Genomic DNA, 21,905 nt, shown 5'->3' on the forward strand with positions numbered 1-21,905 from the left:
GGACAGCGGCACCGCAGTGGTTCAACAGCAAAGGTAGACGCGCCGCACCGCGCGCGATCCTCCTACTGCAAGATCCACTTCTGAAACACGCCCTAGTGCCGCGCGTCGGGCCGGTAGGCGGATCCGCCGTACCGGCCCGGCGCTTTCACCGCCCTTGCGCGACGGCCTCCGCGACGATCTCCCCGACCGCCTTCCGGGCCCGCTCGGCGTCCGCCGCGACCAGCCCGATCCTGGTCCGCCGGTCGAGCACGTCGGCCGCGTCCAGCGCGCCCTCGTGGCTGACGGCGTAGGCGATCTCGGCCCGGGTGACGTCCAGGCCCTCCACGATCGGCTCCGGCTCCCCCGCCGCCAGCACCTCGTGGGCCGCGCCGCCGTGCCGGGCGAGCAGCGAGGCGGGCACCTCCCCGGCCGGGCGCGGCCGGCTGTCCCGGTGGCCGGGCGCGCCGACCAGCGGCAGCCGGGCCGTCCAGCAGGTCCGGGCGGGCAGCCCGCGCAGCCGGACGGCGGTGTCCACCGCGTCCTCGGCCATCCGGCGGTAGGTGGTGAGCTTGCCGCCGACCACGGTGACCACCCCCGACGGGGACTCCAGCACCGCGTGCTCGCGGGAGATGTCGGCGGTGCTGCCGTCCCCGGTGTCGATCAGCGGACGCAGCCCGGCGTGCGCGCCGATCACGTCCGACCTGGTCAGGGCGGTGGCAAGGGCGGCGTTGACGGTGCCGAGGAGGAAGGAGAGCTCGGCCTCGGTGGGCTGCGGCTCGTCCGGCACCGGGCCCGGGGCGTCCTCGTCGGTCAGCCCGACCGCCACCCGGCCGAGCTGCTGCGGCAGGGCGAAGACGAAGCGGCTGGTGGAGCCGGGCACCGGCACGGTGAGGGCGGCGGCCGGGTGGCCGAGCAGGCCGGCGTCCACCAGCAGGTGGGTGCCCCGGCTGGGCCGGAGCCGGATCGAGGCGTCCACCTCGCCCGCCCAGACGCCGGTGGCGTTGACCACCGCGCCCGCCCGGAGGTCGAGCCCCTGGCCGGTCAGGGTGTCGACCAGCCGGGCCGAGGTGCCGGTGACCTCCTCGGCGCGCACCCTGGTCAGCACGCTCGCGCCGTACTGCGCAGCGGTCCGCGCCAGCGCGACCACCAGCCGTGCGTCGTCGACGAGTTGGCCGTCATGGGCGACCAGGGCGCCGCGCAGGCCGGCCGTCCGCACGGCCGGCACCAGCCGGCGGGTCCGCTCGGCGTCGATCCGGCGCACCCGGGGCAGCAGCGCGCCCGGGGTGCCGGCACCCAGGCGCAGCGCGTCCCCGGCGTGGAAGCCGGCGCGGATCAGCGCGGCCTGGCCGGGGCGCAGCAAGTCCGGTATCAGCGGCACCAGTTGGGGCAGGGCGCGGATCAGGTGCGGGGCGGTGCGGGTCATCAGCACGCCGCGCTCGACGGCGCTCTCCCGGGCCACCTTGATCCGCCCGGAGGCGAGGTAGCGCAGGCCGCCGTGCACCAGCTTGGAGCTCCAGCGGCTCGTCCCGAAGGCCAGGTCGCGGGCCTCGACCAGCACCGTGCGCAGGCCGCGCGAGGCGGCGTCCAGGGCCACCCCGGCGCCGGTGACGCCGCCGCCGATCACCAGGAGGTCGATCCGGGGATCGTCGCCGAGCGCCCGGAGTTCCGACGCCCGCCGGGTGGCGTCGAGTCGGGCGGTGCCGGCGTACGGGCCTGCGGTGGGGGTCATGGCGTGAGGTATCCGTTCAGCGCTCTGGCCAGTTCGCGCCGCCAGGCCGCCTCGGGCAGCAGGGAGGCGACCATGCGGTGCGACTGGACGGTGGACTGGGCGATCAGCAGGACCATGGTGGCCAGTTCGAGCGGCTCGCCGGCCCGGATCGAGCCGTGCGCCTGGCCCCGCTCGATGCCGGTGCGCAGCGCCTCCAGCAGACCGCGCTGGCTGGCGCCGAGCCGCTCGACGACGTACTGGAGCAGCAGGTCGGAGTCGTCGGAGCGGAGCAGCGCGCCGATCACCGGGTGCTCGCGCAGCCGCACGGCGATCGCCACCATCCGCTCGACGAAGGCCTCCCGGTCCGGCCCGGTCTGCGGGGTGCCCTCCAGGGTGGCCAGGACCTCCCGGGTGAGCAGCGCGCCGATCACCGCCCGGACGTCCGGCCAGCGGCGGTAGACGGTCGGGCGGCTGACCCCGGCGCGGCGGGCGATCTCGGCCAGCTGGGTGCGGCGCACGCCGAGGTGGACGACCAGGTCGGCGGCGGCGTCCAGGATCGCGTCGTCGGTGCCGCGCTCGGTGGCGGTCTGCGCTCGCGGACGGGGCTGGGGCTCGGCGTTACTACTTGACATGATGTGTGAAACTGTAACGCATGCCACCTGAGACGCAAGCGGGACCGGCCGGCGCCGCGCTTCCGCTCCCCCCGATGAAGTGGGACGCCTGGGGCGACCCGGCCCTGGCCAAGGAGCTGTCCGCCGACATCAAGGGACTGCTCGCCGCCGCCCTCGGCGTCACCGGCGAGGCCGTCCCCGGACCGAGCGCCGACGAGGTCGTGCTGCGTGCGTCCCGGATCTCCGCCGAGGACCTGGCGGCGCTGGCCGGCGCCGTCGGCGAGGCGCACGTCAGCGCCGCCGACGCCGACCGGCTGCCGCGCGCCGGCGGCAAGTCCACCCCCGACCTGCTGCGCCGCCGCAGCCGCGAGCCGCAGGACGCGCCCGACGCCGTCGTGCTGCCCGGCACCGAGCAGGAGGTCGCCGCCGTCCTCGCGGTGTGCGCCGAACGCCGCATCGCCGTCGTCCCGTTCGGCGGCGGCACCAGCGTGGTCGGCGGCCTCGATCCGGAACGCGGGGCCTTCGACGCCGTCGTCTCGCTCGACCTGCGCCGCTTCGACCGCCTCCACGCCCTCGACGAGACCTCCGGCGAGGCCGTCCTCGGCGCGGGCCTCACCGGCCCGGCGGCGGAGGCGCTGCTCGCCGAACGCGGCTGGGAGCTCGGCCACTACCCGCAGAGCTTCCGCTACGCCACCATCGGCGGCTTCGCGGCCACCCGCTCCTCCGGCCAGGACTCCGCCGGGTATGGGCGCTTCGACGAGATGGTGCGCGGGCTGCGCGTCGTCACCCCCGCCGGGGTGCTCGACCTCGGCCGCGCCCCCGCCTCCGCCGCCGGCCCCGACCTGCGCCAGCTCTTCCTCGGCTCCGAGGGCACCCTCGGTGTGATCACCGCCGTCCGCCTGCGCGTTCACCCGCTGCCCGCCGTCAAGGCGTACGAGGCGTGGAGCTTCCCCGACTTCGCCACCGGCACGGCCGCGCTGCGCGCCGTCGAGCAGCAGGGCACCGGCCCGACCGTGATCCGGCTCTCCGACGAGGCCGAGACCATGGTCAACCTCGCCATGACCGAGCAGATCGGCGGCGCCCCGACGGTCAACGGCTGCCTGGCCGTCACCGTCTTCGAGGGCGGCGCCGCGCAGGTCGCCGCCCGGCGGCAGCTCACCCGCGACGCCCTGCTCGCCGCAGGCGGCACCTCGCTCGGCGAGGGCCCCGCCCGGGCCTGGGAGCACGGCCGGTTCAGCGCCCCCTACCTGCGCGACTCGCTGCTCGGCGCGGGCGCGCTCTGCGAGACCCTGGAGACCGCCGCCAGCTGGGAGCGGCTCGCCCACCTGCGCACCGCCGTCACCGAGGCGCTCACCGGGGCCCTGCCCGGCGCCCTGGTGCTCTGCCACATCTCGCACGTCTACCCGACCGGCGCCTCGCTCTACTTCACCGTCGTCGCCGCCCTCGGCGAGGATCCGCTCACCCGCTGGGGCGCCGCCAAGCGCGCCGCCGGTGACGCGATCCTGGGCGCCGGCGGCACCATCACCCACCACCACGCCGTCGGCACCGACCACCGGCCCTGGATGACCGAGGAGATCGGCGAACTGGGCGTGCGCGTCCTGCGCGCCGTCAAGGCCGAGCTCGACCCGGCGGGCATCCTCAACCCCGGCAAGCTGATCCCATGAGCCGTGGCCGTGGGGAGGGCGGCGTGAGGGCCGTCCGCAGGGTCGCCGTTCTCACCAACCCGGCGGCGGGCATCGGCCACGCCGAACCCGCCGCCCGCCGGGCCACCGCCCGGCTGCGGGCCCTCGGAGTCCAGGTCGAGCCGCACGCCGGGCGCTCCAGCGGGGACGCCGTGCGCCTGGCCCGTGAGGCGGCGGCGGACGGCGTGGACGCGGTGGCCGTGGTCGGCGGCGACGGCATGATCAACCTCGCCCTCCAGGCCCTGGCCGGCACCCCCGTCCCGCTCGGGGTGATCCCGGCCGGCACCGGCAACGACCACGCCCGCGAGTACGGCCTGCCGCTCGGCGCCCCCGAGGCCGCCGCCGACGTCATCGCCGCCGGGCGCACCCGGGGAGTCGACCTCGGCCGGATCACCGGACCGGACGGGGCTGTGCGCTGGTACGGCTCCGTCCTCGCCACCGGCTTCGACTCGCTGGTCAGCGACCGCGCCAACCGGCTGCGCTGGCCGCGCGGAAGGATGCGCTACAACCTCGCCATCCTCGCCGAGTTCGCCAACCTGCGCCCGCTGCCGTTCCGGATCACCCTCGCCGACGGCACCGTCATCGAACGCGACCTGACCCTGGCCGCCGTCGGCAACACCCGCAGCTACGGCGGCGGCATGCCGATGTGCCCCGCCGCGCTGCCGGACGACGGCCTGCTGGACGTCACCCTGGTCGACGCCATGCCCCGGCTGCGCGTCGCCCGCTTCTTCCCCACCCTCCTCAAGGGCACCCACACCACCCGCCCGGAGGTCACCACCCTGCGCACCGAGTCGCTGCGGATCGAGTCCCCGGGCATCACCGCCTACGCCGACGGGGAGTTCATCGCCCCGCTGCCGGTGGACGTCGCGGTGGCGAAGGACGCCCTGCGGATCCTGGTGCCGTGAGGCCGTGAGGCCGTGAGGCCGTGAGGCCGTGAGGCCGTGAGGCCGTGAGGCCGTGAGGCCGCCGCGCCCCGACGCTTCGGGGCGCGGCCGGTGGCTCCGGCCGCGCCCGCGTCAGCCGTGGCCGGCGTCGCCCTCCGCCGAAGTCGGCTCGCCGCTCCCGGGGTCGACCCGGAACACCCAGGCCCCGGTGGCGGTGGCGATCGTGATCCAGCCGTCGCCGGTCCAGGCCGCCGACTCGAACCTGCCCTCACCACCCGGGAACCCTTCACCCATCGCGGCGAGCGACCAGCGGCGGGTCGACCAGCCGCTCCCGGTCTCCCACCGGACCTCCCAGGATCGGCTCTCCGTCTCCGCACCGGGCCCGCCGTGCCGGACCACGACCAGCACGTGGTCCGCCCGCCCTGGCGAGCCGGCCCGGGTCCTCCCGCACCTGCTCGGCGCCGAGGCCGTGCAGCACCGAGCCGCCCAGCACCGGCAGCGGTCCGGCACCCCCGACCACCGCCACCGCCCGGCCGACGGCGTCCAGCCGACCCCGGACCCAGGCCCCCACCAGCAGCAGGACGACGGCCGCACCGAGCAGCGGCAGCGGCCGGTTCAGCGCGTCCACCACCAGCCCCCGCCCGCCCGAGCGGCTCTCCCACCGGCCCTCGCACCCAGCAGCAACGGCAGCACGGCGGCTGTCGCCGGCACCCCGCCGATCGTCCTCCGACGCTCCGTCAACCCCCCAGGTTCCCGGACACCCTAGGCCGACCGGAATCCCCCGGAGGGGCCGTTCCCGGCGGCGACGGACCGGCGGCGGACCGGCGGCGGCGGACAGGCGGACAGGCGGGCGCCCGGGCCGCCGGGGAGCGCGGAAAAACCGGATGCTTCGGAAGCCGACGGCCGGATAGCCTGCCGGCATGTCGAGCCCCGAGGCATCCAGGGTGGGGGCTTTCGGTCACGCGCCGTCAGCCCCCTGAAGACCCGGACCACCCAGGCCCCGGACAGGGCCTGGTTCCGGGCGAGCGCCGCGCCTGCGCCGCCCGGGGGCTGAGCGTGCGGTGACGAGATTCCCTCCCTCGTTCCCACCGCCCTTCCTCGGAGCCCCTCGATGCCCCTCCCCCTCTATCTGCTCGCCCTGGCCGTGTTCGCCATGGGCACCTCGGAGTTCATGCTGGCCGGCCTGCTGCCCGGCCTCGCCGCCGACCTCGGCGTCAGCGTCGGTGCGGCCGGCGGGCTGACCGCCGCCTTCGCGGTCGGGATGGCCGTCGGCGCGCCGCTGATGGCCGCGTTCGCGCGCGGCCGGAGCGGTCGCGGCAGCCTGCTCGGTTTCGTCCTGGCCTTCGCGGCGGCCCACGCCGTAGGCGCCGTCACCACGAGCTTCCCGGTGCTGCTCGCCACCCGGGTGGTGGCCGCGCTCGCCGACGCGGGGTTCCTCGCCGTCGCCCTGACCACCGCCGCCGCGATGGCGCCGGCGGACCGCAAGGGGCGGGCGCTCGCGGTGCTGCTGTCCGGGACGACGATCGCGACGGTGGCCGGTGTCCCGGGCGGGGCGGTGCTGGGCGCGCTGTTCGGGTGGCGCTCGGCGTTCTGGGCCGTCGCGCTGCTCTGCCTGCCCGCCGCCGTGGGCATCGCCAAGGGCCTTCCCCCCGTTGCCACGCCGACCGGCCAGGGCTCGCCGGCACTGCGCGCGGAGCTCGCCGAGCTGCGCCGCCCGGAGCTGCTGCGGGCGATGCTGCTCGCCGCGCTGGTGAACGCGGCGACCTTCGGCGGCTTCACCTTCCTCGCCCCCGTGGTGACCGGCCCGGCCGGGCTGGGCGACCTGTGGGTCCCGGTCGCGCTGGTGCTGTTCGGAGCCGGGTCGTTCGTCGGCGTCACCGTCGCCGGGCGGCTGGCGGACCGCCGCCCCGGCCCGCTCCTCGCCATCTGCGGCCCACTGCTGCTGGCCGGCTGGCCCGCCCTGGCCGGGTCGGCGGGCGAACCGGCCGTGCTGCTCCCCCCTGGTGTTCCTGCTGGGCGCGCTGTCCTTCGCCACGGGCGGCACGCTGATCACCCGGGTCCTGTACGAGGCCGCCGGTGCGCCCACGATGGCCGGCTCCTACGCGACCGCCGCGCTCAACGCGGGCGCCACGACGGGCCCGCTGCTCGCCGCGACCGCCCTCGGCGCCGGGGCCGGGAGCACCGGCCCATTCCACGCCGCCGGGCTCCTGGTCGCGGCCGCCCTGCTGATCGCCGCGGTCCGGCCGCTTCGGACGCCCGGCCGGTGACTGCCGCGTTTCCCCGCCGCATCGGGCCGCCGCATCGGGCCGCCGCGCCGCCCGGCCGTCCCGGTGCGGCGGCTCGGGGCGCACCGGGGTTCAGCCCGGCACGCCGGGTGTGGGCGGGCCCGAGGCGAAGATCAGCAGGGCCCAGCCGACGAGCGAGAGGACGGCCACCGACCGGGCGACCACGGCGGAGCGGAGGCCGCGGTGAAGGCCCCCGGCCCGCTGGAAGGCGCCGACCAGCGAGGCGATCGTCGCGACCGGCAGCGCGAGCCCGACCAGGGCCCCGCCCAGGCGGCCGAGCCCCGCGCCGGCCCAGAGGAGGTACAGCCCGGCGAGCACCGCCACGGGCCCCATCACGCACCCGGCGACGACGGTGGCGGCCCGGAAGCCGGCCGGCCCGGACCACAGGAGCGCCGCCTGGCACGGGAGGAAGCAGACCGCCACGACGGCGTACAGGCCCGAGGCGTGGAAGCCGTCCCGGACGCCGAGGAGCACCACCGGCACGGCGAACACACCCATCGCCAGCGCGACGAGCCCCGGAGGGCACTCGCAGGGACCGTCCTCATGGCTCCCCCTTCCACGACCATGGAATTGAACGCGTTCAACTTAGCAGCCCCGGGCGCGGGCCCCGCCGCAGGAGCTCGGCCGGAGTCCTCGCAGCGACCGCCGGGTGCCCACCACACCGTGAGTCCGCCACGGCCGCCCGAAGAAAAGGGGTGCCCTCAGGCCGTTCCCGAGGGCACCCCTTCCGAGCCCGTCGCGGCCCGCTACTGCCGCACCGATCCCAGCGCCGCCGGCCTGGTCCGCAGCAGGGCACGCACCGGCAGCCCGGTCGCGCCGAGGCAGAGCAGCACCGCTGCGGCGGCCAGGGGCAGGGCGAGCATCGGCGGAACGTACGGGGCGGAGCCCGCCACGCCCCGGGTGACCGGCACCAGGGTGATCCCGGCGATCACCGCGCCGACCGCGAGCCCGGCCGTGGCCACCAGCAGCGCCTCCCAGCGCATCATGCCGCGCACCTGGCCGCGGGTGGTCCCGGCCAGCCGCAGCAGTGCCACCTCGCGGCGCCGGTCCAGGACCGTCATCACCAGGGTGTTGGCGGCGCTGACGGCGGCGAACCCGCCGAGCACGGCGGCCATCACGGTGTTGGCCCAGCCGCTGAGCTCCAGGTCCTTGTCGGACTGGGCGACGAATCCCGCCCGGTCGGTGACGGCCGCCTCGGGCAGCCCGCCCAGCCCCGCGGCCACCGCCGCGCGGTCGGCGCCGGGCGCGTCGGCCACCAGCACCTGGCTGTCGTACCCGGCGGTGACGTGCCCGGCCACCGCGGCCCGGGGCAGCACCGCCTGCCCGACGCCGAGCCCGCGCTCGTACACCGCGACCACGGCGGGCCGGACGGCGGTGCCGTCACCGAGCCAGAGCGGCACCCGGTCGCCGACCTTCGCGCCGAAGGCGTCGGCCATGATCGTGCTCAGCGCGATGGTGTCGGGGGCGCGCCCGAGGTCGGCGAGCGAGCCGCTGCGCACGCCCAGGTCGAGCACCTTCGGCAGCCGGGCCGGGTCGCCGTCGACGCCGAGCACGGGGGCGGAGCCCAGCTGGCCCGCGTTCTCGTAGACGACGCCGGTGCGCAGCACGCCGACGGCGGTGTCCACCCCGGGCACGCCGGCCGCCCGCTCGGCGGTCCCGGCGGGCAGGCCGGAACCGGTGGCGCCGACGACGTGGTCGGCGGTGACGCCGGCCCGCACGTTCTCGCCGCTGGTGTGGCGCACGGTGCTCTGGAGCACCAGCAGGGTGCCGCAGAAGGCGGTGACCAGGACGATCGGGGTGATCGCGGAGGCCAGTCGGCGGGCGTTGGCGCGGGTGTTGTCGGCGGCCAGCGAGCCGGCCGCGCCGCCGGCCCGCAGCGGGGCGCCGAGCACCACGGCGGCGGCCCGGGCCAGCCAGGGGCCGAGCAGGGCGACGGCCGTCATGTAGCACATCACCACGCCGAGCGCGGTCTGCGCGGCCGTGGCGCCGTCCAGGGCGGTGGCGGCGACGACGGCGGCCGCGGTGCCGCCGGCGGTGAAGACCAGCCCGAGGACGGTGCGCACCTTGCCCGGGCGGGGCGGTTCAAGGGCGGCCTCGCCGAGCGCCTGGGCGGCGCGCATCCGGGACGGCCGGCGGGCGGCCAGGAAGCCGGCGGTCAGCGCGGCGAGGGTGCAGACGAGGACGGCGGCGAGCATCGGCAGCGGGCCGACGGCCAGCCGGACGCCCTCGGGGACGGCGCCGCGCTCGACCAGCTGGCCGAACCACCAGCGGGCGAGGGCGAGTCCGGGCAGGATGCCGAGCGCGGCGGCGACCGGCGCGACCAGCACCGCCTCGGCGGCGATGGTGCGGCGGATCTGGCGCGGGGTGGCGCCGATCGCGCGCAGCAGGGCGAACTCCCGGGCGCGCTGGCCGGTGGCGAGGGCGACGGTGCTCATCACCACGAAGACCGCCGTCATGGTGGCGTAGCCGCCGAAGCTGCCGCCGAGGGCCATCAGCGTCTCGCGGGCACCGCCGAGGGCGGGGTGCTCGACCGCGCCCCGGCCGTCCCCGGTGAAGGTCTCGGCCGCGCCGCCGACGGCCTGGCGGACCTGGGCGGCGAGCGCGGCGGTGGACACGCCCTCGCGGGGCTGCACGGCGATGGCGTCGACCCGGCCGGGGTGGCCGGAGAGGCGGTCGGCGGTGGCGTCGGCGAACCAGGCGGTGGGGCCGGCCTGCTGGGCGGCGGCCAAGCCGGAGACCCGGTAGCTCGCGGTGCCGCCGGGCGCGGTGAGCGTGAGGCTCGCGCCGGGCGCGAGGTGAGCGGCGCGCGCCGTGCCGGCGTCCAGCACCACCTCGTTCGCGCCGGGCGCACGGCCCTCGACCAGGGTGTCGGCGGGCCCCGCGATGCCGAGCGCGCCGAAGCCGCGGCCGGTCAGCGCCGGGGCCGGGCCGGTGGCGGGCAGCGGGAAGGCGGTGTCCGGGCGGGCCGCGGCGACCCCGGGCAGCGCGGCGATCCGGCCCACCAGCGCGGCGTCGGTGCGGGCCCGCTCCGGGGTGGCCTGCTCGATGGTCTCGGTGTCCTCGCCGACCTTCCGGTGGATCGTCACCGACTGCTCGGCCGCGACCACCACCGGGGCGGCCGCGTACCGGTCGGTCTCCAGGCCGGCGGTCAGGCCGGTCTGCAACAGCGTGCCGCAGGCCACCACCACGGCGGCGCCCAGCAGCAGGGCGACCAGGGTGCCCACGAAGGACGCGGGCCGGAAGCGCACCGAGGCGCGCGCGAGTCCGTTCGTCATGCCGCCACTCCCACCGGGCGGGCGGTCAGGGCGACCATCCGGTCAGCGACGGCCTGCGGGCTCGGGTGCGGCAGGTCGTCCACGAGGGCGCCGCCGGCCAGGAACAGCACCCGGTCGGCGAAGGAGGCCGCCACCGGGTCGTGGGTCACCATCACCACGGTCGCCCCGAGCGAGTCCACCGCCTGGCGCAGCAGGGTCAGCACCTCGTGGGCGGTCCGGGTGTCCAGCGCGCCGGTCGGCTCGTCCGCGAACAGCACGTCCGGTCGGGTGATCAGCGCGCGGGCGATCGCCACCCGCTGCTGCTGGCCGCCGGAGAGCTGGCCGGGCCGCCTCCGGGCGTGCTCGCCGAGGCCCACCCGCTCCAGCAACTGCCGCGCCCGGGAGCGGTCCTGGCGCTCCCCGGCGAGGCGCTGCGGAAGGAGCACGTTCTGCTCGACGGACAGCGAGGGCAGCAGGTTGAAGGACTGGAAGACGAAGCCGATCCGGCTGCGGCGCAGCTCGGTGAGCCGGTTCTCGCTCAGCGCGGTGATGTCCTCGCCGGCGAGCCGGACCTGCCCGGAGTCCGGGCGGTCCAGGCCCGCCGCGCACTGGAGGAAGGTGGACTTGCCGGAGCCGGAGGGGCCCATCACCGCGGTGAAGCTGCCGTGGGCGAGCGCCAGGTCGATCCCGCGCAGCGCCTCCACCCGCGCCTCACCGCGCCCGTAGCCGCGGCACACCCCGCGCAGTTCGATCGCGGGGGCCGGCTGCGCCGCCGATCCGTACGGCGCGGACCCGTGGGGCGCCGTTCCGTACGGGTCGGTGCCGTGCTGCTCGGTGCCGTACGCGTCGGTGCCGTGCTGCTCGGTCCTGCGGCGGTCTTGGCGGCGTGCCATGGATGGGCCTTCCTTCGGTGCTGCGTCGCTCGTCGTCAACGCGCTCCAACCTAGGAAGCCCCGGCACCGCGGACCATGCGGGCCACCGGCGGACCGGGGGTGGGGTTATCCCCCCACCGGTTCGGCGGGAACCCCCAGGTAGACGGCTCGCAGCTCGGCCAGCGCCGGATGGGCCGGGTCGAAGGCGGTGCCGTCCACGGCCGCCAGCGGGCGCACCCCGACGCCCGCGTTCACCGCGAAGGCGGCGGCGAAGCGGTCCAGCCCGGCGGCGGGCAGCGGCTCGCGGGACTGCGGGCCCCGGTACGCGCCGGACAGCAGCGCCTCGGTGACGCCGGGCAGGCTCGGGCCCTGCGGCCAGACCAGCTCGCCGCCGGCCAGGAAGCCCACGTTCCAGGTCGCGCCCTCGACCACCAGGCCCTCCTCGTCGACCAGCAACACGTCGTCGTACCCGGCGAGTTGGGCCTGCCGCCGGTGGTGGACCAGCCCGAACAGGCCGACGTGCTTGACCTCCGGCAGCTCCCGCCGGTAGGCGGTGGTGCGGACCCGCAGCGGGGCGGGCGCGGCGGCCGCGGCCGGACGGGTGGTCACCAGCAGGGCGGGCGCGGCCGGGGAGGCGGGGCGCTCCAGGCCGAGCGCCGGGTCGTACACGGTGACCCGGACGGTCACCGGCGTGCCGTCGGCGGGCAGCACCGCGGCGATCCGCTCGCGCACCACCGCCCGGTCCAGCTCGGCGCCGAACAGCACCCGGCAGTCCCGGACCAGCCGGTCCAGGTGCAGCGACAGCCCGCGCACCCGGCCCGCCTCGGCGCGCAGGGTGGTGAAGTGCCCGTAGTTGAGCAGCCCCAGCGCGGCCAGTCGCGCCGGGTCGGCGGGGGTGCCGTCGATCTCGATCTCAGCCATCCCCCGAGTCTGCCAGCTGCCGGGGCGGCGGCGCGGGCGGCCGCGGGGAGAGGGCGGCGGCCCCGGGCTCCGGGTGCGGCGAGGGGACGGACCCGGGCTCCGGCTGCGGGGAGAGGGCAGCGGCCCCGGACTCCGGCTGCGGCGAGGGGGCGGCCACGGACTCCGGCCGCACCACCGGGCGGTACGGGCTCACGAACCGCCGGCCCGCCTTCCGGGCGGCCCGCTCGAACTCCTCGATCCGGTACGCCAGTCCCTCCGGCTCCCCGGCGTCCGACCAGCGCCAGGCCTCCGCCCACCACTGCGGGCCGCGCACCAGCGGCCGTCCGGCCAGCGCCAGGCACAGGGCCAGGGTGGAGCGGGCGTACTCGTGCACCCAGCCGTCGCAGCCCCGGTAGTCCGCCGTCTCGTCCAGCCGCAGCCAGCGGCCCTCCTGCGCGGCGGCCAGTATCGGCACCCAGCCGCGCGACCGGTCCGCGACCAGCAGGAGCAGCCGCCCGTCCGCCTCCCGCACCCGGTGCGGCGGGAGTTGGGGCATCCGGGCGAAGGACAGCGAGTGCTTCCAGCCCACCACCCACAGGCCCCGGCGCAGGTAGTAGCGGACGGCCGGCTGCCAGGTCCAGTGCGCCTCCAGCCGGAACCCGGGCAGGCCCTCGGCGGTGGCCGCCTCGTACACCGCGTCCAGCGCGGCGGCGGCCAGGCCCCGGCCGCGCGCCGACGGGGTCACGTAGAGGGAGGAGACGGCGAGTTGGCTCGGGCCCTTGGTCCAGTTGTCCACGGCGACGGTGCCGACGACCGCGCCGGCCTCGTCCCGGATCCAGTAGCGGCGCCGGTACAGCTCCCCGCCCGGCCACTCCCGCCCGCTCTCGCCCAGGCGCTCCCGCCACCCGCGTTCCGCCTCCGGCGCCAGCTCGTCCGGGTCCACCCGCTCGCCCAGCTCGCCCTCCACCAGGGACGCCAAGTCCCAGAGGGCGAACCGCCGTTCCTCACCCGGCTCGACCGCCCGCAACCGCGGCCCCGCGGCCAACCGGCCCTGCGCCCGCTCCACCGCCGCACCCCACGACCTCCGCACACGGCGAGGATAGCGGCCGGGCAGGGACGATCAGTAGTCCATCGGCCACCGAACGTCAGTGCAGGCGGGCGTGCGCTCCGGCGCACCGGCCGGGGCGCGGCGCCCATGGCGCGGCACCCGTGGCGCGGCACCCGTGGCGCGGCACCCGGTGGTAGGGGAAACCCGACCATCGGACTCGACCTGGCCGTGATGACCCCGCCGAGCCGCGCCGATGCAATGAGGGGGTGACGAAAAGGACCTGGTGGTGGGGCGGCGGATGGCTGGTCGCGGCGGCGTGGGCGGGGGCGTTCCCGCTGCTGTCCGGGCTGGGGCCGCACCGGAGTTGGGGGCTCTGGGCGGCCTGCGGGTACCTGCTCGCGGCGCTCGCCGCGGTGCTGTCGCGGCGGCGCGGGCGTGAGCTGTCGGTGGCGGTCGCGGCCGTCGGGGCGGTGCTGGTGCCGCTGGGCGTCCTGGTCCTGGACGGACGGGGGCAGAGCGAGGTCGGGGTGGTCGAGCGCGCCGGCTCGCTGCTGCTGCGCACCGGCACGCCGTACCTGGCCGACCCGGGCTCCGTCGCGGAGTACACCCCGTACCTGCCGGGGATGGCCCTGCTCGGCCTGCCCCGGGCGCTGCTGGGCGACACCTCCCCGGGCAGTGGGGCGCTGGGTGACGCCCGGCTCTGGTGCGCGGCGGTGTTCCTCGTCTGCGTGCTGCGGGCGGTGCCCGCCGGGCGCCGGCTCGGCGCCGCCGCGCTCATCGCCTCGCCGCTGGTCGCGCTGCCGCTGTGCGTCAGCGGGGTCGACCTGCCGCTCACCGGTCTCTGCCTGCTGGCCCTGGTCCGCGCCGCCGAACGGCGGCCGGTGGCGGCCGGCTGGGCCCTGGCCGCCGCCTGCTCGCTGAAGTGGACGGCCTGGCCCGCGCTCGCCGTGGTGGCAGCCCTGCTGGCGGCCACCGCCGGGCGGCGCGCGGCCCTGCGCGGGGCGGCCCTCGCGGTGGGGGCGGCGGCGGTGGCGGTGCTGCCGGTGGCGCTGCGCGCGCCAGGGCCGCTGGTGGAGCAGGTGTTCGCCTTCCCCACCGGGCGCGGCCGACTGCCCACCCCGGCCGCCAGCCCACTGCCCGGGCGCCTGCTCGCCGGCCTCGGCGCGCCCGGCTGGTACGCCGCCGTCGGCCTGCTGCTGCTCGCCGGACTCGCCGTCGGGGCCTCGCTGTTCACCCACCCGCCCCGCACCGCGAGGGCCGCGGCGCACCGGCTGGCCCTGGGGCTGTCGGCGGCCTTCCTGCTCGCGCCCGCCGGGCGGTTCGGCTACCTCGCGCTGCCGCTCCTGCTCGTCCTGCTCCCCCTCCCGCTCCCCGATCCGCCCCCCGTCCCGTTCTCCGCTCCGCTCCCCGCACCGTTCTCCGCTCCGAAAGGCCTGCCATGGGCACCACCCTCGTCGTCACCAACGACTTCCCGCCGCGCCAGGGCGGCATCGAGACCTTCGTCCGGGCCATGGCCGACCGCCTGCCCGGCCACGACGTCGTCGTCTACACCTCGGCCGAGCCCGGCGCGCGGCGGCATGACGCCGCTCTCCCCTACCCGGTGATCCGCGACCGCGCCCGCACCCTGCTGCCCACCCCGCGGGTCACCCGCCGGGCCGCCGGGATCGCCCGCGCCCACGGCTGCGACCGGGTCTGGTTCGGCGCCGCCGCGCCGCTCGCCGCGATGGCGCCCGGGCTGCGGCGGCTGGCGCCCGGCATCCGGCGCACCGTCGCCACCACCCACGGCCACGAGATCTGGTGGGCCCGCACCCCGGGCGCCCGCGGCCTGCTGCGCCGGATCGGCCGCGGTACGGACGTGGTCACCTACCTCGGCGACTACACCCGCGCCCGGATCGCCCCGGCGCTCGGCCCGGACGCCCGGCTGGCGCGCCTGGTGCCCGGCGTCGACACCTCGGTCTTCCGGCCGGCCGGCGCCCCGGGCCGGGACGGCCACCGGAGCCCGGGCGGGTCGCCGGTGATCCTCTGCGTGGCGCGGCTGGTCCCTCGCAAGGGCCAGGACGTGCTGATCCGCGCCCTGCCCGCGATCCGCCGGGCCGTGCCGGGGACCACCCTGGTGCTGGTCGGCCGGGGCCCGGACGAGGACCGGCTGCGGGGTCTGGCCCTGCGGCTGACCGAGCCGGGCAGCGTGGTGTTCACCGGCGGCCTCGACCACGCCGCCACGGCCGCCCACTACGCCGGGGCGGACGTCTTCGCGATGCCCTGCCGCACCCGCCGGCTGGGCCTGGAGGCCGAGGGCCTCGGCATCGTCTACCTGGAGGCGGCCGCGGCCGGGCTGCCGGTGGTGGCCGGCCGCTCCGGCGGCGCACCGGACACCGTCCTCGACGGCGTCACCGGCACGGTCGTCGACGGCCGCTCCCCGGCCGAGGTCGCCGCCGCCCTGACCCGGATCCTGCTCGCCCCACCCGCCGAGCGCGCCCGGACGGGGGCGGCGGGGCGGCGCTGGGCCGAGGAGCACTGGAGCTGGGAGGCCTCGGCGCGGCGGCTCGCCGCGCTGCTCGACCCGCGGGCACCGCTGCCCGGCCCGGGCGCGCCCCTCACTCCGGCTGCCCCCGCAGGTGCCTGACCAGTCGGGCGATCGCGGCGGCCCCGCCGTTGGCGCGGACCGCCGACACCCAGTTCCGGGCCTGGCCCGCCAGGTCCTCCCGGCTCGGGCAGGAGAAGCTGAACAGCCAGACGTGGGCGGACAGATCACGCTCCGGGACCGAGCGCCACTCCTCGCCCCCGGCCTCCGTCAGCGTCTTCTCGCAGGTGGCCAGCGCCAAGTCCCCGTCCCCGGACCATTCCTGGCGCAGCCACAGCAGGAAGTTGGCCTGGGCCGTGGTGGTGTCCTCCCTGGTCGCCTCGCCCTTGAGCATGCGGTTGACGATCGCGCTCTGCGGTTCCGGTGTCCGTGCCATGACGCCATCGTTCCGGCACCGCGACCTCCGTGACAAGGGGGTGATCCGTCACCCAGCCGCCCCGCGCAGGTGTGCCAGCACCGCGAGCACCCGCCGGTTGCCGTCGGTCGGATCCAGGTCCAGCTTCATGAAGATGTTGCCGCAGTGCTTCACCACCGAGGCCTCGGTGATGCTCAACCGCGCCGCCACCGCCTGGTTGTTGAGGCCTTCGGCGATCAGTGCCAGCACCTCGCGCTCGCGCGGGGTCAACCGGGCCAGCGGGCGGTCGGCCGACTGGCCGCGCAGCAGCACCCGGACCACCTCGGGGTCGATCACCGTCTCCCCGCCGGCGACCCGCCGCAGCGCGTCCAGGAAGTCCGCGACGTCACCGACCCGGTCCTTCAACAGGTAGCCCAGACCGGCCGGTTGGGCGCCGGCGGCGGCGAGCAGCCGGGCCGCGTACGGGGTGGCCACGTACTGGGAGAGCACCAGGACGGGCAGGCCCGGGTGGCGCTCGCGCAGGGCGAGGGCCGCGCGCAGGCCCTCGTCCGTGTGGTCGGGGGGCATCCGGACGTCGGTGACCACGATGTCCGGCCGGTCGGCGTCCACCGCCGCGGTCAGCGCCCCGGCGTCGCCGACCGCGGCGGTCACCGAGTGGCCGCCCAGGGCGAGGAGTTCGACCAGTCCGGCGCGCAGCAGCACCGCGTCCTCGGCGATCACCACCCTCAGCACGGCACCTCCAGCCGCAGCGTCGTCGGGCCGCCCACCGGGCTCGTCACCATCAGCCGTCCTCTCAGCAGTGCCACCCGGTCGGCGAGTCCCGCCAGCCCGGCCCCGGCGGCCGGGTCCGCCCCGCCGCGGCCGTCGTCCGTCACCCGGACGACCAGCCGGCCGCCCGTGACCCGCCCGTGGACGGTGATCGCGCCGGCCCCGCTGTGCTTGGCGGCGTTGGTGAGCGCCTCGGTGACGGTGAAGTAGGCGGTGGCCTCCACGAGGGCGGGCAGCCGCTCCGGGAGGACGATGTCGGTGGCCACCGGGATCGGGTGGCGCAGCGCCACCTCGGCGACGGCGGCGGCGAGCCCGTGGTCGGTGAGCACCTGCGGGTGGATGCCGCGCACCAGTTCGCGCAGCTGCGCCAGGGCCTGCCGGGCCTCGCCGCGCGCCCGGGTGACGAGTTCGGCCGCCCGGCCCTCCTGGTCGCGCAGCTCGTACTCGGCGAGCCCGAGAGTCATGCTGAGCGCGACCAGCTGTTGCTGCGCCCCGTCGTGCAGGTCGCGCTCGATCCGCCGCCGCTCGGCCTCGAAGGCGTCGGCCAGCCGGGCCCGGGAGCGGGTGAGTTCGACCACCTGGCGGCCGAGGTCGTCCTCCCGGGGCTCGAGCAGGAAGCGGGCCAGCGCGACCTCGGCGCAGGCCAGCAGCGCCCCGGCGTACGCGCAGAGCAGCAGGCCGGCCAGCCCGGCGGCACTGAACGGCAGGGCCGCGAGCGGCCCGGGGACGGCGTGCCCGGGAAGCAGCATCACGGTCTCCGGGGCGAGCGCCCAGACCACCAGCGGGGAGAGGACGTACAGGGCGGAGCAGGCCAGCAGCGCGGTGAAGCCGAGCGAGGCGGCGGCCAGGACGGTCGAGGCGAGCGCGGTGTGGGCGAGTTCGCGCCAGGTGGCCCGCTCGCGCAGCCGGGTGCGGACCCGGGCGCGGCGGCCCGCCCCGGGCAGGGCGCGGTGCGGATCGGGCAGCGGGAGCGGTTCGACCAGGCGCAGCCGCCACCGGGCCACGGCGGCGGCCGGGATGCCCAGGAGCGCCAGCGCGACCAGCACCGGCAGCCCGACGCCGACCACCGACAGGCCCAGGCCGAGCACCAGCAGCGCCGCGACGACCACCAGCAGCAGCGGTCCGAGCAGGGCGCCGCCGAGCAGGTACGCCCAGCAGCGCGGCACCCAGCGGGTGAACGGGAAGCGCAGCGGATCGGCCCGCAGCGCCTCGCGTACGGCCCCGGGCCGCTGGTCCCCCTCGCTCATTCCGACCACCCTAACCGACCGGCTGACGCTCCTTCGGGGCCGGTGCGGGGGCCCGGCGCGGCCGGGTCAGCGCGACGGCGGCGATCACCAGCGCGCCGCCGGCCAGGGCGTTCCAGCCGACGGGCTCGGCGAGGAAGGCCGCGCCGACGGCCGTCGACCACAGCGGGATCACGTAGGTGACGGCGGAGGCCACCGTCGTTCCGGCGCCGCGCACCAGCCCCAGGTTGAGCAGGTAGGCCAGGCCGGTGCCCACCGCGCCGAGGGCCAGCAGGGCGAGGGCCGCACCGGCGCCGGGCCAGCGCGGCGGGCCCGCGGCGAGCGGCGCCACCAGCGCCAGCTCGGCTGCGGCACAGGTGATCTGGAGCACCGAGAGGGTGGTCACCGACTCCGGGCGGCCGGCCAGGAAGCGGCGCAGGTAGGCGAAGCCCGCGCCGTAGCAGCAGGCCGCGGCCAGGCAGGCCAGTGCCCCGGCGCTCGCCCCGGTGCCGAGGCCGTGCCAGACCCCGAGCACGACGAGCACGCCGACGAAGCCGAGCCCGAGCCCGGCCAGCCGGCGGGCACCCGGGCGGCGCTCCTCCCGGACGGTCAGCACCGCGAACAGCAGGGTGAACAGCGGGGTGGTCGCGTTCACCACCCCGGCGAGCACCGAGCTGACCCTGGTCTCGCCGAACGAGAACAGGGTGAACGGCACGCTGTTGAGCAGCACCGCGACCACCGCCGAGTGCCCCCACAGCGCCCGGTCGCGCGGGACCGGCTCGCGGCGCACCAGCAGCACCGCCCACAGCGCGGCGGCGCCGAGCAGGCAGCGCCACAGCGCCACCCACAGCGGCGGCACCCCCGCCTCGACCGCCACCTTGATCAGGGCGAAGCTGGCGCCCCAGATCGCCGACAGTGCCACGAAGCCCGGCAACCAGCGCCGCACCCCGACCACCTCCGTACTTCCGTCGCGTCTCCTGGACAGCGTGTTGTGGGCAGCCCGCTCCGGACAGCGCCCTCGGGACAGGAGTCCGTGGGCGAAGCTGAAGCTCCCCGGGCAGAGCCCTTCCGGCCGGGAGCTTCCTGGACAGAGCGTGGCGCAGCGGCACAGCATGAGTCCAACAAGTGGCACCACACCCGCGATGAGGAACCCTCATGACCCCGGACGTCAATCTGGCCCAGCTCCGCGCGCTGGTCGCGGTCGCCGACACCGGCGGCTTCGGCGCGGCCGCCGACGAACTGGGCATCAGTCAGTCGGCGGTCTCGCACGCCGTCGCCGCGCTGGAGCGCGCCCTCGGCGCGCCGGTGCTGCGGCGCTCCAGCCCGTGCCGCCCCACCCCGCTGGGCGAGCAGGTCCTGCCGCACGCGCGGACGGCCGTCGCCTCGGCCACCGCCGTCCGCGCGATCGCCACCCGGCACCGCGGCGGTCTGACCGGCACCGTACGGCTGGCGGCGCCGACCACCGTCTGCCAGGCGCTGCTGCCCGGACTGCTGCGGGAGTGGCGGGCGGCCCACCCCCAGGTGACCGTCCGGGTCTTCGAGGGCGAGGACGACGAGCTGCCGGCCTGGCTGGAGGCGGGCACGGTGGACGCCGCCGTCCTGGTGGACCCCGGGCCGCTGCCACCCGGGGCGGTCGCGCTCGGCCGTGACTCGATGCACGCGCTGCTGCGCCGCGACCATCCGCTGGCCGGCCAACCGACCGTCCACGTCGCGGAGTTGGAGGATGACGATTTCCTGCTCTCGGAGGGCGGCTGCGAGCGCCACGTCCGCGAGGCCTACCGGCGGGCCGGCGCACGCTTCACGCCCCGGCACCGCATCCGCGACCTGAACACGCTGATCGGCATGGTGCACGCGGGCGTCGGGGTCACGATGATGCCGGCGCTGGCGCTGACCATGCTGCCGGCCGACTGCGTCCTGGTCCCGATCCGGCCCGCCGTCCACCGGACGCTGTCGCTGACCGGTCCGACCGGCCGCCCGTGGTCCCCGGCGGTCAGCGGACTGCTGGCGGGGGTGGCGGCGGGCTTCACGACCGGGACCTGAGCGCGGCAGGGGCTCAGCGTGGCAGGGGCTCAGCGCGGCGGGGCCTGGGCCGTGGCGGGAGCCGAGCGCGACGGGGAGTGAACATGGCGGGGTCTGAGCGTGGCGGGGCGCCGCCGCGCCGCCCCTCCACCGGGTCTTGACCGGCGCGCGAGGAGAGGTCTATACCAGTGAGAGCCTGCGGCAACCACCCGTCGCCCCCGGGCAGTTCGGCCTGCCGCCGCGCCACCCCCACCTCCGGCGCGAACGGGCACTTCCCCCACCGCCGTTTCCTGGAAAGGCCTCCAATGGAACGCGCACGCCCACCCCACCCCACCCCCACCTCGCCGGAACCACGCCGACGCCGCCCCCGCCGCGCCGCGCTCGCCGTGGCGACCGCGCTCGCCCTGGTCCTCGGCGGTGCCGCCGCCCTGGCCGGCACCGGCTCCGCCGCCGCGGACACCACCGGTACGACCGCTGCCGCCGGAGGCATCGGCAACAACTGGTACGCCTCGGCGCCCTACCTGATGCCCGAGGACAACAGCCCGCCGGACGCCGCCGCCGTCATGGACGCCACCGGCCAGAAGGCCTTCCAGCTGGCGTTCATCCTGGCCCAGAGCAACAGCTGTTCGCCCGCCTGGGGCGGCACCTCCTCGATCGACACCGACACCACCATGCCGAGCGTCATCCAGACCATCCGCGGCAAGGGCGGGGACGTCTCGGTGTCGGTCGGCGGCTACAACGGCACCAAGCTGGGCCAGGTCTGCGGCACTCCCGAGGCGACCGCCGCCGGCTACCAGAAGGTGATCACCAAGTACGGCCTCAAGGCGGTCGACTTCGACCTGGAGGAGCCCGAGTACGAGAACACCGCCGCCATCCACAACGAGATCGGCGCGGCGAAGATCCTCCAGCAGAACAACCCGGGCCTGTACGTCTCGGTCACCACCGCCGGCACCAACGCCGGCACCGGCTGGTTCGGCACCCAGATGCTGAACGAGGCCAAGTCCCAGGGCTTCACGCCCGACAACTTCTCGATCATGCCGTTCGACGGCGGCTTCAACGGCGCGGCGGCGCAGACCGACGCGCTGGTGAAGTTCAACCAGATCCTCCAGACCACCTTCGGCTGGAACGAGGCCACCGCGTACGCCCACGAGGGCATCTCGATGATGAACGGCCGCACCGACGCCGCCGAGTACTTCCACCAGGCGGACTTCCAGACGGTGCTGGACTTCGCCACCGCGCACGGCCTGGCCCGGTACACCTACTGGTCGGTCAACCGGGACCGCCAGTGCCCGGGCACCGTCGATCCGGGGCTGTCCGGCTCCTGCTCCAGCGTGGCGCAGAACGACTGGGACTTCACCAAGTACACGGTGAGGTTCGCCGGGGCGACCCCGCCCAGCACGCCGCCGCCGACCACCCCGCCGCCGACCTCGCCCGCGCCGACCACCACCGGCGGCTGCCTCAACCCGGTCTGGAGCGCGAGCACCACGTACAGCGCCGGGGCCAAGGTCTCGTACAACTCGCGCAACTACCACGCCAAGTGGTGGACGCTGAACGAGGTGCCGACCGCCAGCGGCCAGTGGGGCGTCTGGGCCGACGACGGGCCCTGCTGACGGAGCGGCCGACCGGTACGCACGGGCGGGGGCCCGGGGTCACACACGGCCCCGGGCCCCCGCCCGGCCTCCGCGCCCCGCCGGCGGCCCCACCGGCGCCCCGCCCGCGTCGGCGGAACGCGGCGG

The 21,905-nt window shown here is 77.0% G+C and carries 19 protein-coding genes and 1 pseudogene; 7 read left to right on the plus strand and 13 right to left on the minus strand.

Annotated elements, in window-relative coordinates:
- Nucleotides 1-145: 145 nt before the first annotated feature.
- The gene (locus ACZ55U_RS08255; protein ID WP_465523712.1) at nucleotides 146-1,708 is read right to left on the minus strand and encodes a glycerol-3-phosphate dehydrogenase/oxidase; all 1,563 of its coding nucleotides are present in this window, start codon (nucleotides 1,706-1,708) and stop codon (nucleotides 146-148) included.
- On the minus strand, nucleotides 1,705-2,319 hold the full coding sequence (locus ACZ55U_RS08260; protein WP_465523714.1) for a TetR/AcrR family transcriptional regulator: 615 nt from the start codon (nucleotides 2,317-2,319) through the stop codon (nucleotides 1,705-1,707). Before ACZ55U_RS08260 ends, ACZ55U_RS08255 begins: the two co-directional genes overlap by 4 nt.
- Nucleotides 2,320-2,393: 74 nt before the next feature.
- Here ACZ55U_RS08260 and ACZ55U_RS08265 point away from each other — a divergent pair, with 74 nt between their 5' ends.
- Together ACZ55U_RS08265 and ACZ55U_RS08270 are read left to right on the plus strand one after the other, a co-directional pair.
- Nucleotides 2,394-3,962 carry an FAD-binding oxidoreductase gene (locus ACZ55U_RS08265; protein ID WP_465523716.1) on the plus strand — a complete coding sequence of 523 codons (1,569 nt, stop codon included), beginning with the start codon at nucleotides 2,394-2,396 and terminating at the stop codon, nucleotides 3,960-3,962.
- Nucleotides 3,959-4,885, plus strand: coding sequence for a diacylglycerol kinase (locus ACZ55U_RS08270; protein ID WP_465523718.1), 927 nt, complete (start codon nucleotides 3,959-3,961; stop codon nucleotides 4,883-4,885). The genes ACZ55U_RS08265 and ACZ55U_RS08270 overlap by 4 nt, the downstream gene beginning before the upstream one ends.
- Nucleotides 4,886-4,996: 111 nt before the next feature.
- Here ACZ55U_RS08270 and ACZ55U_RS08275 read toward each other — a convergent pair whose 3' ends face one another.
- Nucleotides 4,997-5,158, minus strand: coding sequence for a hypothetical protein (locus ACZ55U_RS08275; RefSeq protein WP_465523720.1), 162 nt, complete (start codon nucleotides 5,156-5,158; stop codon nucleotides 4,997-4,999).
- Complete coding sequence (locus tag ACZ55U_RS08280; RefSeq protein ID WP_465523721.1) at nucleotides 5,151-5,492, minus strand: hypothetical protein; 342 nt, start codon at nucleotides 5,490-5,492, stop codon at nucleotides 5,151-5,153. The genes ACZ55U_RS08275 and ACZ55U_RS08280 overlap by 8 nt, the downstream gene beginning before the upstream one ends.
- Nucleotides 5,493-5,975: 483 nt before the next feature.
- On the opposite strand from ACZ55U_RS08280, the pseudogene ACZ55U_RS08285 reads away from it, so the two are divergent.
- A pseudogene (locus ACZ55U_RS08285) lies at nucleotides 5,976-7,131 on the plus strand (Cmx/CmrA family chloramphenicol efflux MFS transporter).
- Nucleotides 7,132-7,221: 90 nt separating this feature from the next.
- Here the strand turns inward: ACZ55U_RS08285 and ACZ55U_RS08290 are convergent.
- From ACZ55U_RS08290 to ACZ55U_RS08310, 5 genes are all read right to left on the minus strand, one after another.
- On the minus strand, nucleotides 7,222-7,647 hold the full coding sequence (locus ACZ55U_RS08290; RefSeq protein WP_465523722.1) for a hypothetical protein: 426 nt from the start codon (nucleotides 7,645-7,647) through the stop codon (nucleotides 7,222-7,224).
- Between the two features lie 248 nt (nucleotides 7,648-7,895).
- The gene (locus ACZ55U_RS08295) at nucleotides 7,896-10,424 is read right to left on the minus strand and encodes an ABC transporter permease (RefSeq protein ID WP_465523724.1); all 2,529 of its coding nucleotides are present in this window, start codon (nucleotides 10,422-10,424) and stop codon (nucleotides 7,896-7,898) included.
- Entirely contained in the window at nucleotides 10,421-11,296 is an 876-nt protein-coding gene (locus tag ACZ55U_RS08300; protein WP_465523726.1) for an ABC transporter ATP-binding protein, read from the minus strand. Before ACZ55U_RS08300 ends, ACZ55U_RS08295 begins: the two co-directional genes overlap by 4 nt.
- 105 nt (nucleotides 11,297-11,401) lie before the next feature.
- The gene (locus ACZ55U_RS08305) at nucleotides 11,402-12,196 is read right to left on the minus strand and encodes an aminotransferase class IV (RefSeq protein ID WP_465523728.1); all 795 of its coding nucleotides are present in this window, start codon (nucleotides 12,194-12,196) and stop codon (nucleotides 11,402-11,404) included.
- The gene (locus tag ACZ55U_RS08310; RefSeq protein WP_465523730.1) at nucleotides 12,189-13,265 is read right to left on the minus strand and encodes a GNAT family N-acetyltransferase; all 1,077 of its coding nucleotides are present in this window, start codon (nucleotides 13,263-13,265) and stop codon (nucleotides 12,189-12,191) included. The genes ACZ55U_RS08305 and ACZ55U_RS08310 overlap by 8 nt, the downstream gene beginning before the upstream one ends.
- A 224-nt stretch (nucleotides 13,266-13,489) precedes the next feature.
- On the opposite strand from ACZ55U_RS08310, the gene ACZ55U_RS08315 reads away from it, so the two are divergent.
- On the plus strand, nucleotides 13,490-14,827 hold the full coding sequence (locus ACZ55U_RS08315; protein ID WP_465523732.1) for a hypothetical protein: 1,338 nt from the start codon (nucleotides 13,490-13,492) through the stop codon (nucleotides 14,825-14,827).
- Complete coding sequence (locus ACZ55U_RS08320; protein ID WP_465523931.1) at nucleotides 14,734-15,846, plus strand: glycosyltransferase family 4 protein; 1,113 nt, start codon at nucleotides 14,734-14,736, stop codon at nucleotides 15,844-15,846. Before ACZ55U_RS08315 ends, ACZ55U_RS08320 begins: the two co-directional genes overlap by 94 nt.
- Here the strand turns inward: ACZ55U_RS08320 and ACZ55U_RS08325 are convergent.
- The 4 genes from ACZ55U_RS08325 to ACZ55U_RS08340 are packed head-to-tail and all read right to left on the minus strand — an operon-like array spanning nucleotide 15,818 to nucleotide 19,096.
- Nucleotides 15,818-16,180 carry a hypothetical protein gene (locus ACZ55U_RS08325; RefSeq protein WP_465523734.1) on the minus strand — a complete coding sequence of 121 codons (363 nt, stop codon included), beginning with the start codon at nucleotides 16,178-16,180 and terminating at the stop codon, nucleotides 15,818-15,820. The genes ACZ55U_RS08320 and ACZ55U_RS08325 overlap by 29 nt on opposite strands.
- A gap of 48 nt (nucleotides 16,181-16,228) precedes the next feature.
- Nucleotides 16,229-16,891, minus strand: a complete 663-nt coding sequence (locus ACZ55U_RS08330) for a LuxR C-terminal-related transcriptional regulator (protein WP_465523736.1) — start codon at nucleotides 16,889-16,891, stop codon at nucleotides 16,229-16,231.
- A complete protein-coding gene (locus ACZ55U_RS08335) occupies nucleotides 16,885-18,174 on the minus strand; it encodes a sensor histidine kinase (RefSeq protein WP_465523738.1) in 1,290 nt (429 codons plus the stop codon). The genes ACZ55U_RS08330 and ACZ55U_RS08335 overlap by 7 nt, the downstream gene beginning before the upstream one ends.
- Nucleotides 18,175-18,184: 10 nt before the next feature.
- The gene (locus ACZ55U_RS08340; RefSeq protein ID WP_465523740.1) at nucleotides 18,185-19,096 is read right to left on the minus strand and encodes a DMT family transporter; all 912 of its coding nucleotides are present in this window, start codon (nucleotides 19,094-19,096) and stop codon (nucleotides 18,185-18,187) included.
- 209 nt (nucleotides 19,097-19,305) lie between these two features.
- On the opposite strand from ACZ55U_RS08340, the gene ACZ55U_RS08345 reads away from it, so the two are divergent.
- The gene (locus ACZ55U_RS08345) at nucleotides 19,306-20,190 is read left to right on the plus strand and encodes a LysR family transcriptional regulator (RefSeq protein WP_465523742.1); all 885 of its coding nucleotides are present in this window, start codon (nucleotides 19,306-19,308) and stop codon (nucleotides 20,188-20,190) included.
- A gap of 284 nt (nucleotides 20,191-20,474) precedes the next feature.
- Nucleotides 20,475-21,779: a chitinase gene (locus ACZ55U_RS08350; RefSeq protein WP_465523744.1), complete on the plus strand. Its 1,305-nt coding sequence runs from the start codon at nucleotides 20,475-20,477 to the stop codon at nucleotides 21,777-21,779.
- The last annotated feature ends 126 nt before the right edge of the window (nucleotides 21,780-21,905 follow it).

It is taken from the genome of Kitasatospora sp. NPDC034533, from assembly GCF_055575155.1.

Excerpts from the sequence above, each read along its gene's own strand:
- ACZ55U_RS08320 (WP_465523931.1), top strand. The coding sequence starts at position 14,734 with ATGGCCGACCGCCTGCCCGGCCACGACGTCGTCGTCTACACCTCGGCC.
- ACZ55U_RS08275 (WP_465523720.1), bottom strand. The coding sequence starts at position 5,158 with ATGGGTGAAGGGTTCCCGGGTGGTGAGGGCAGGTTCGAGTCGGCGGCC.
- ACZ55U_RS08345 (WP_465523742.1), top strand. The coding sequence starts at position 19,306 with ATGACCCCGGACGTCAATCTGGCCCAGCTCCGCGCGCTGGTCGCGGTC.
- ACZ55U_RS08260 (WP_465523714.1), bottom strand. The coding sequence starts at position 2,319 with ATGTCAAGTAGTAACGCCGAGCCCCAGCCCCGTCCGCGAGCGCAGACC.
- ACZ55U_RS08255 (WP_465523712.1), bottom strand. The coding sequence starts at position 1,708 with ATGACCCCCACCGCAGGCCCGTACGCCGGCACCGCCCGACTCGACGCC.
- ACZ55U_RS08325 (WP_465523734.1), bottom strand. The coding sequence starts at position 16,180 with ATGGCACGGACACCGGAACCGCAGAGCGCGATCGTCAACCGCATGCTC.
- ACZ55U_RS08290 (WP_465523722.1), bottom strand. The coding sequence starts at position 7,647 with ATGGGTGTGTTCGCCGTGCCGGTGGTGCTCCTCGGCGTCCGGGACGGC.
- ACZ55U_RS08270 (WP_465523718.1), top strand. The coding sequence starts at position 3,959 with ATGAGCCGTGGCCGTGGGGAGGGCGGCGTGAGGGCCGTCCGCAGGGTC.
- ACZ55U_RS08300 (WP_465523726.1), bottom strand. The coding sequence starts at position 11,296 with ATGGCACGCCGCCAAGACCGCCGCAGGACCGAGCAGCACGGCACCGAC.
- ACZ55U_RS08295 (WP_465523724.1), bottom strand. The coding sequence starts at position 10,424 with ATGACGAACGGACTCGCGCGCGCCTCGGTGCGCTTCCGGCCCGCGTCC.
- ACZ55U_RS08265 (WP_465523716.1), top strand. The coding sequence starts at position 2,394 with ATGAAGTGGGACGCCTGGGGCGACCCGGCCCTGGCCAAGGAGCTGTCC.
- ACZ55U_RS08305 (WP_465523728.1), bottom strand. The coding sequence starts at position 12,196 with ATGGCTGAGATCGAGATCGACGGCACCCCCGCCGACCCGGCGCGACTG.
- ACZ55U_RS08350 (WP_465523744.1), top strand. The coding sequence starts at position 20,475 with ATGGAACGCGCACGCCCACCCCACCCCACCCCCACCTCGCCGGAACCA.
- ACZ55U_RS08335 (WP_465523738.1), bottom strand. The coding sequence starts at position 18,174 with ATGAGCGAGGGGGACCAGCGGCCCGGGGCCGTACGCGAGGCGCTGCGG.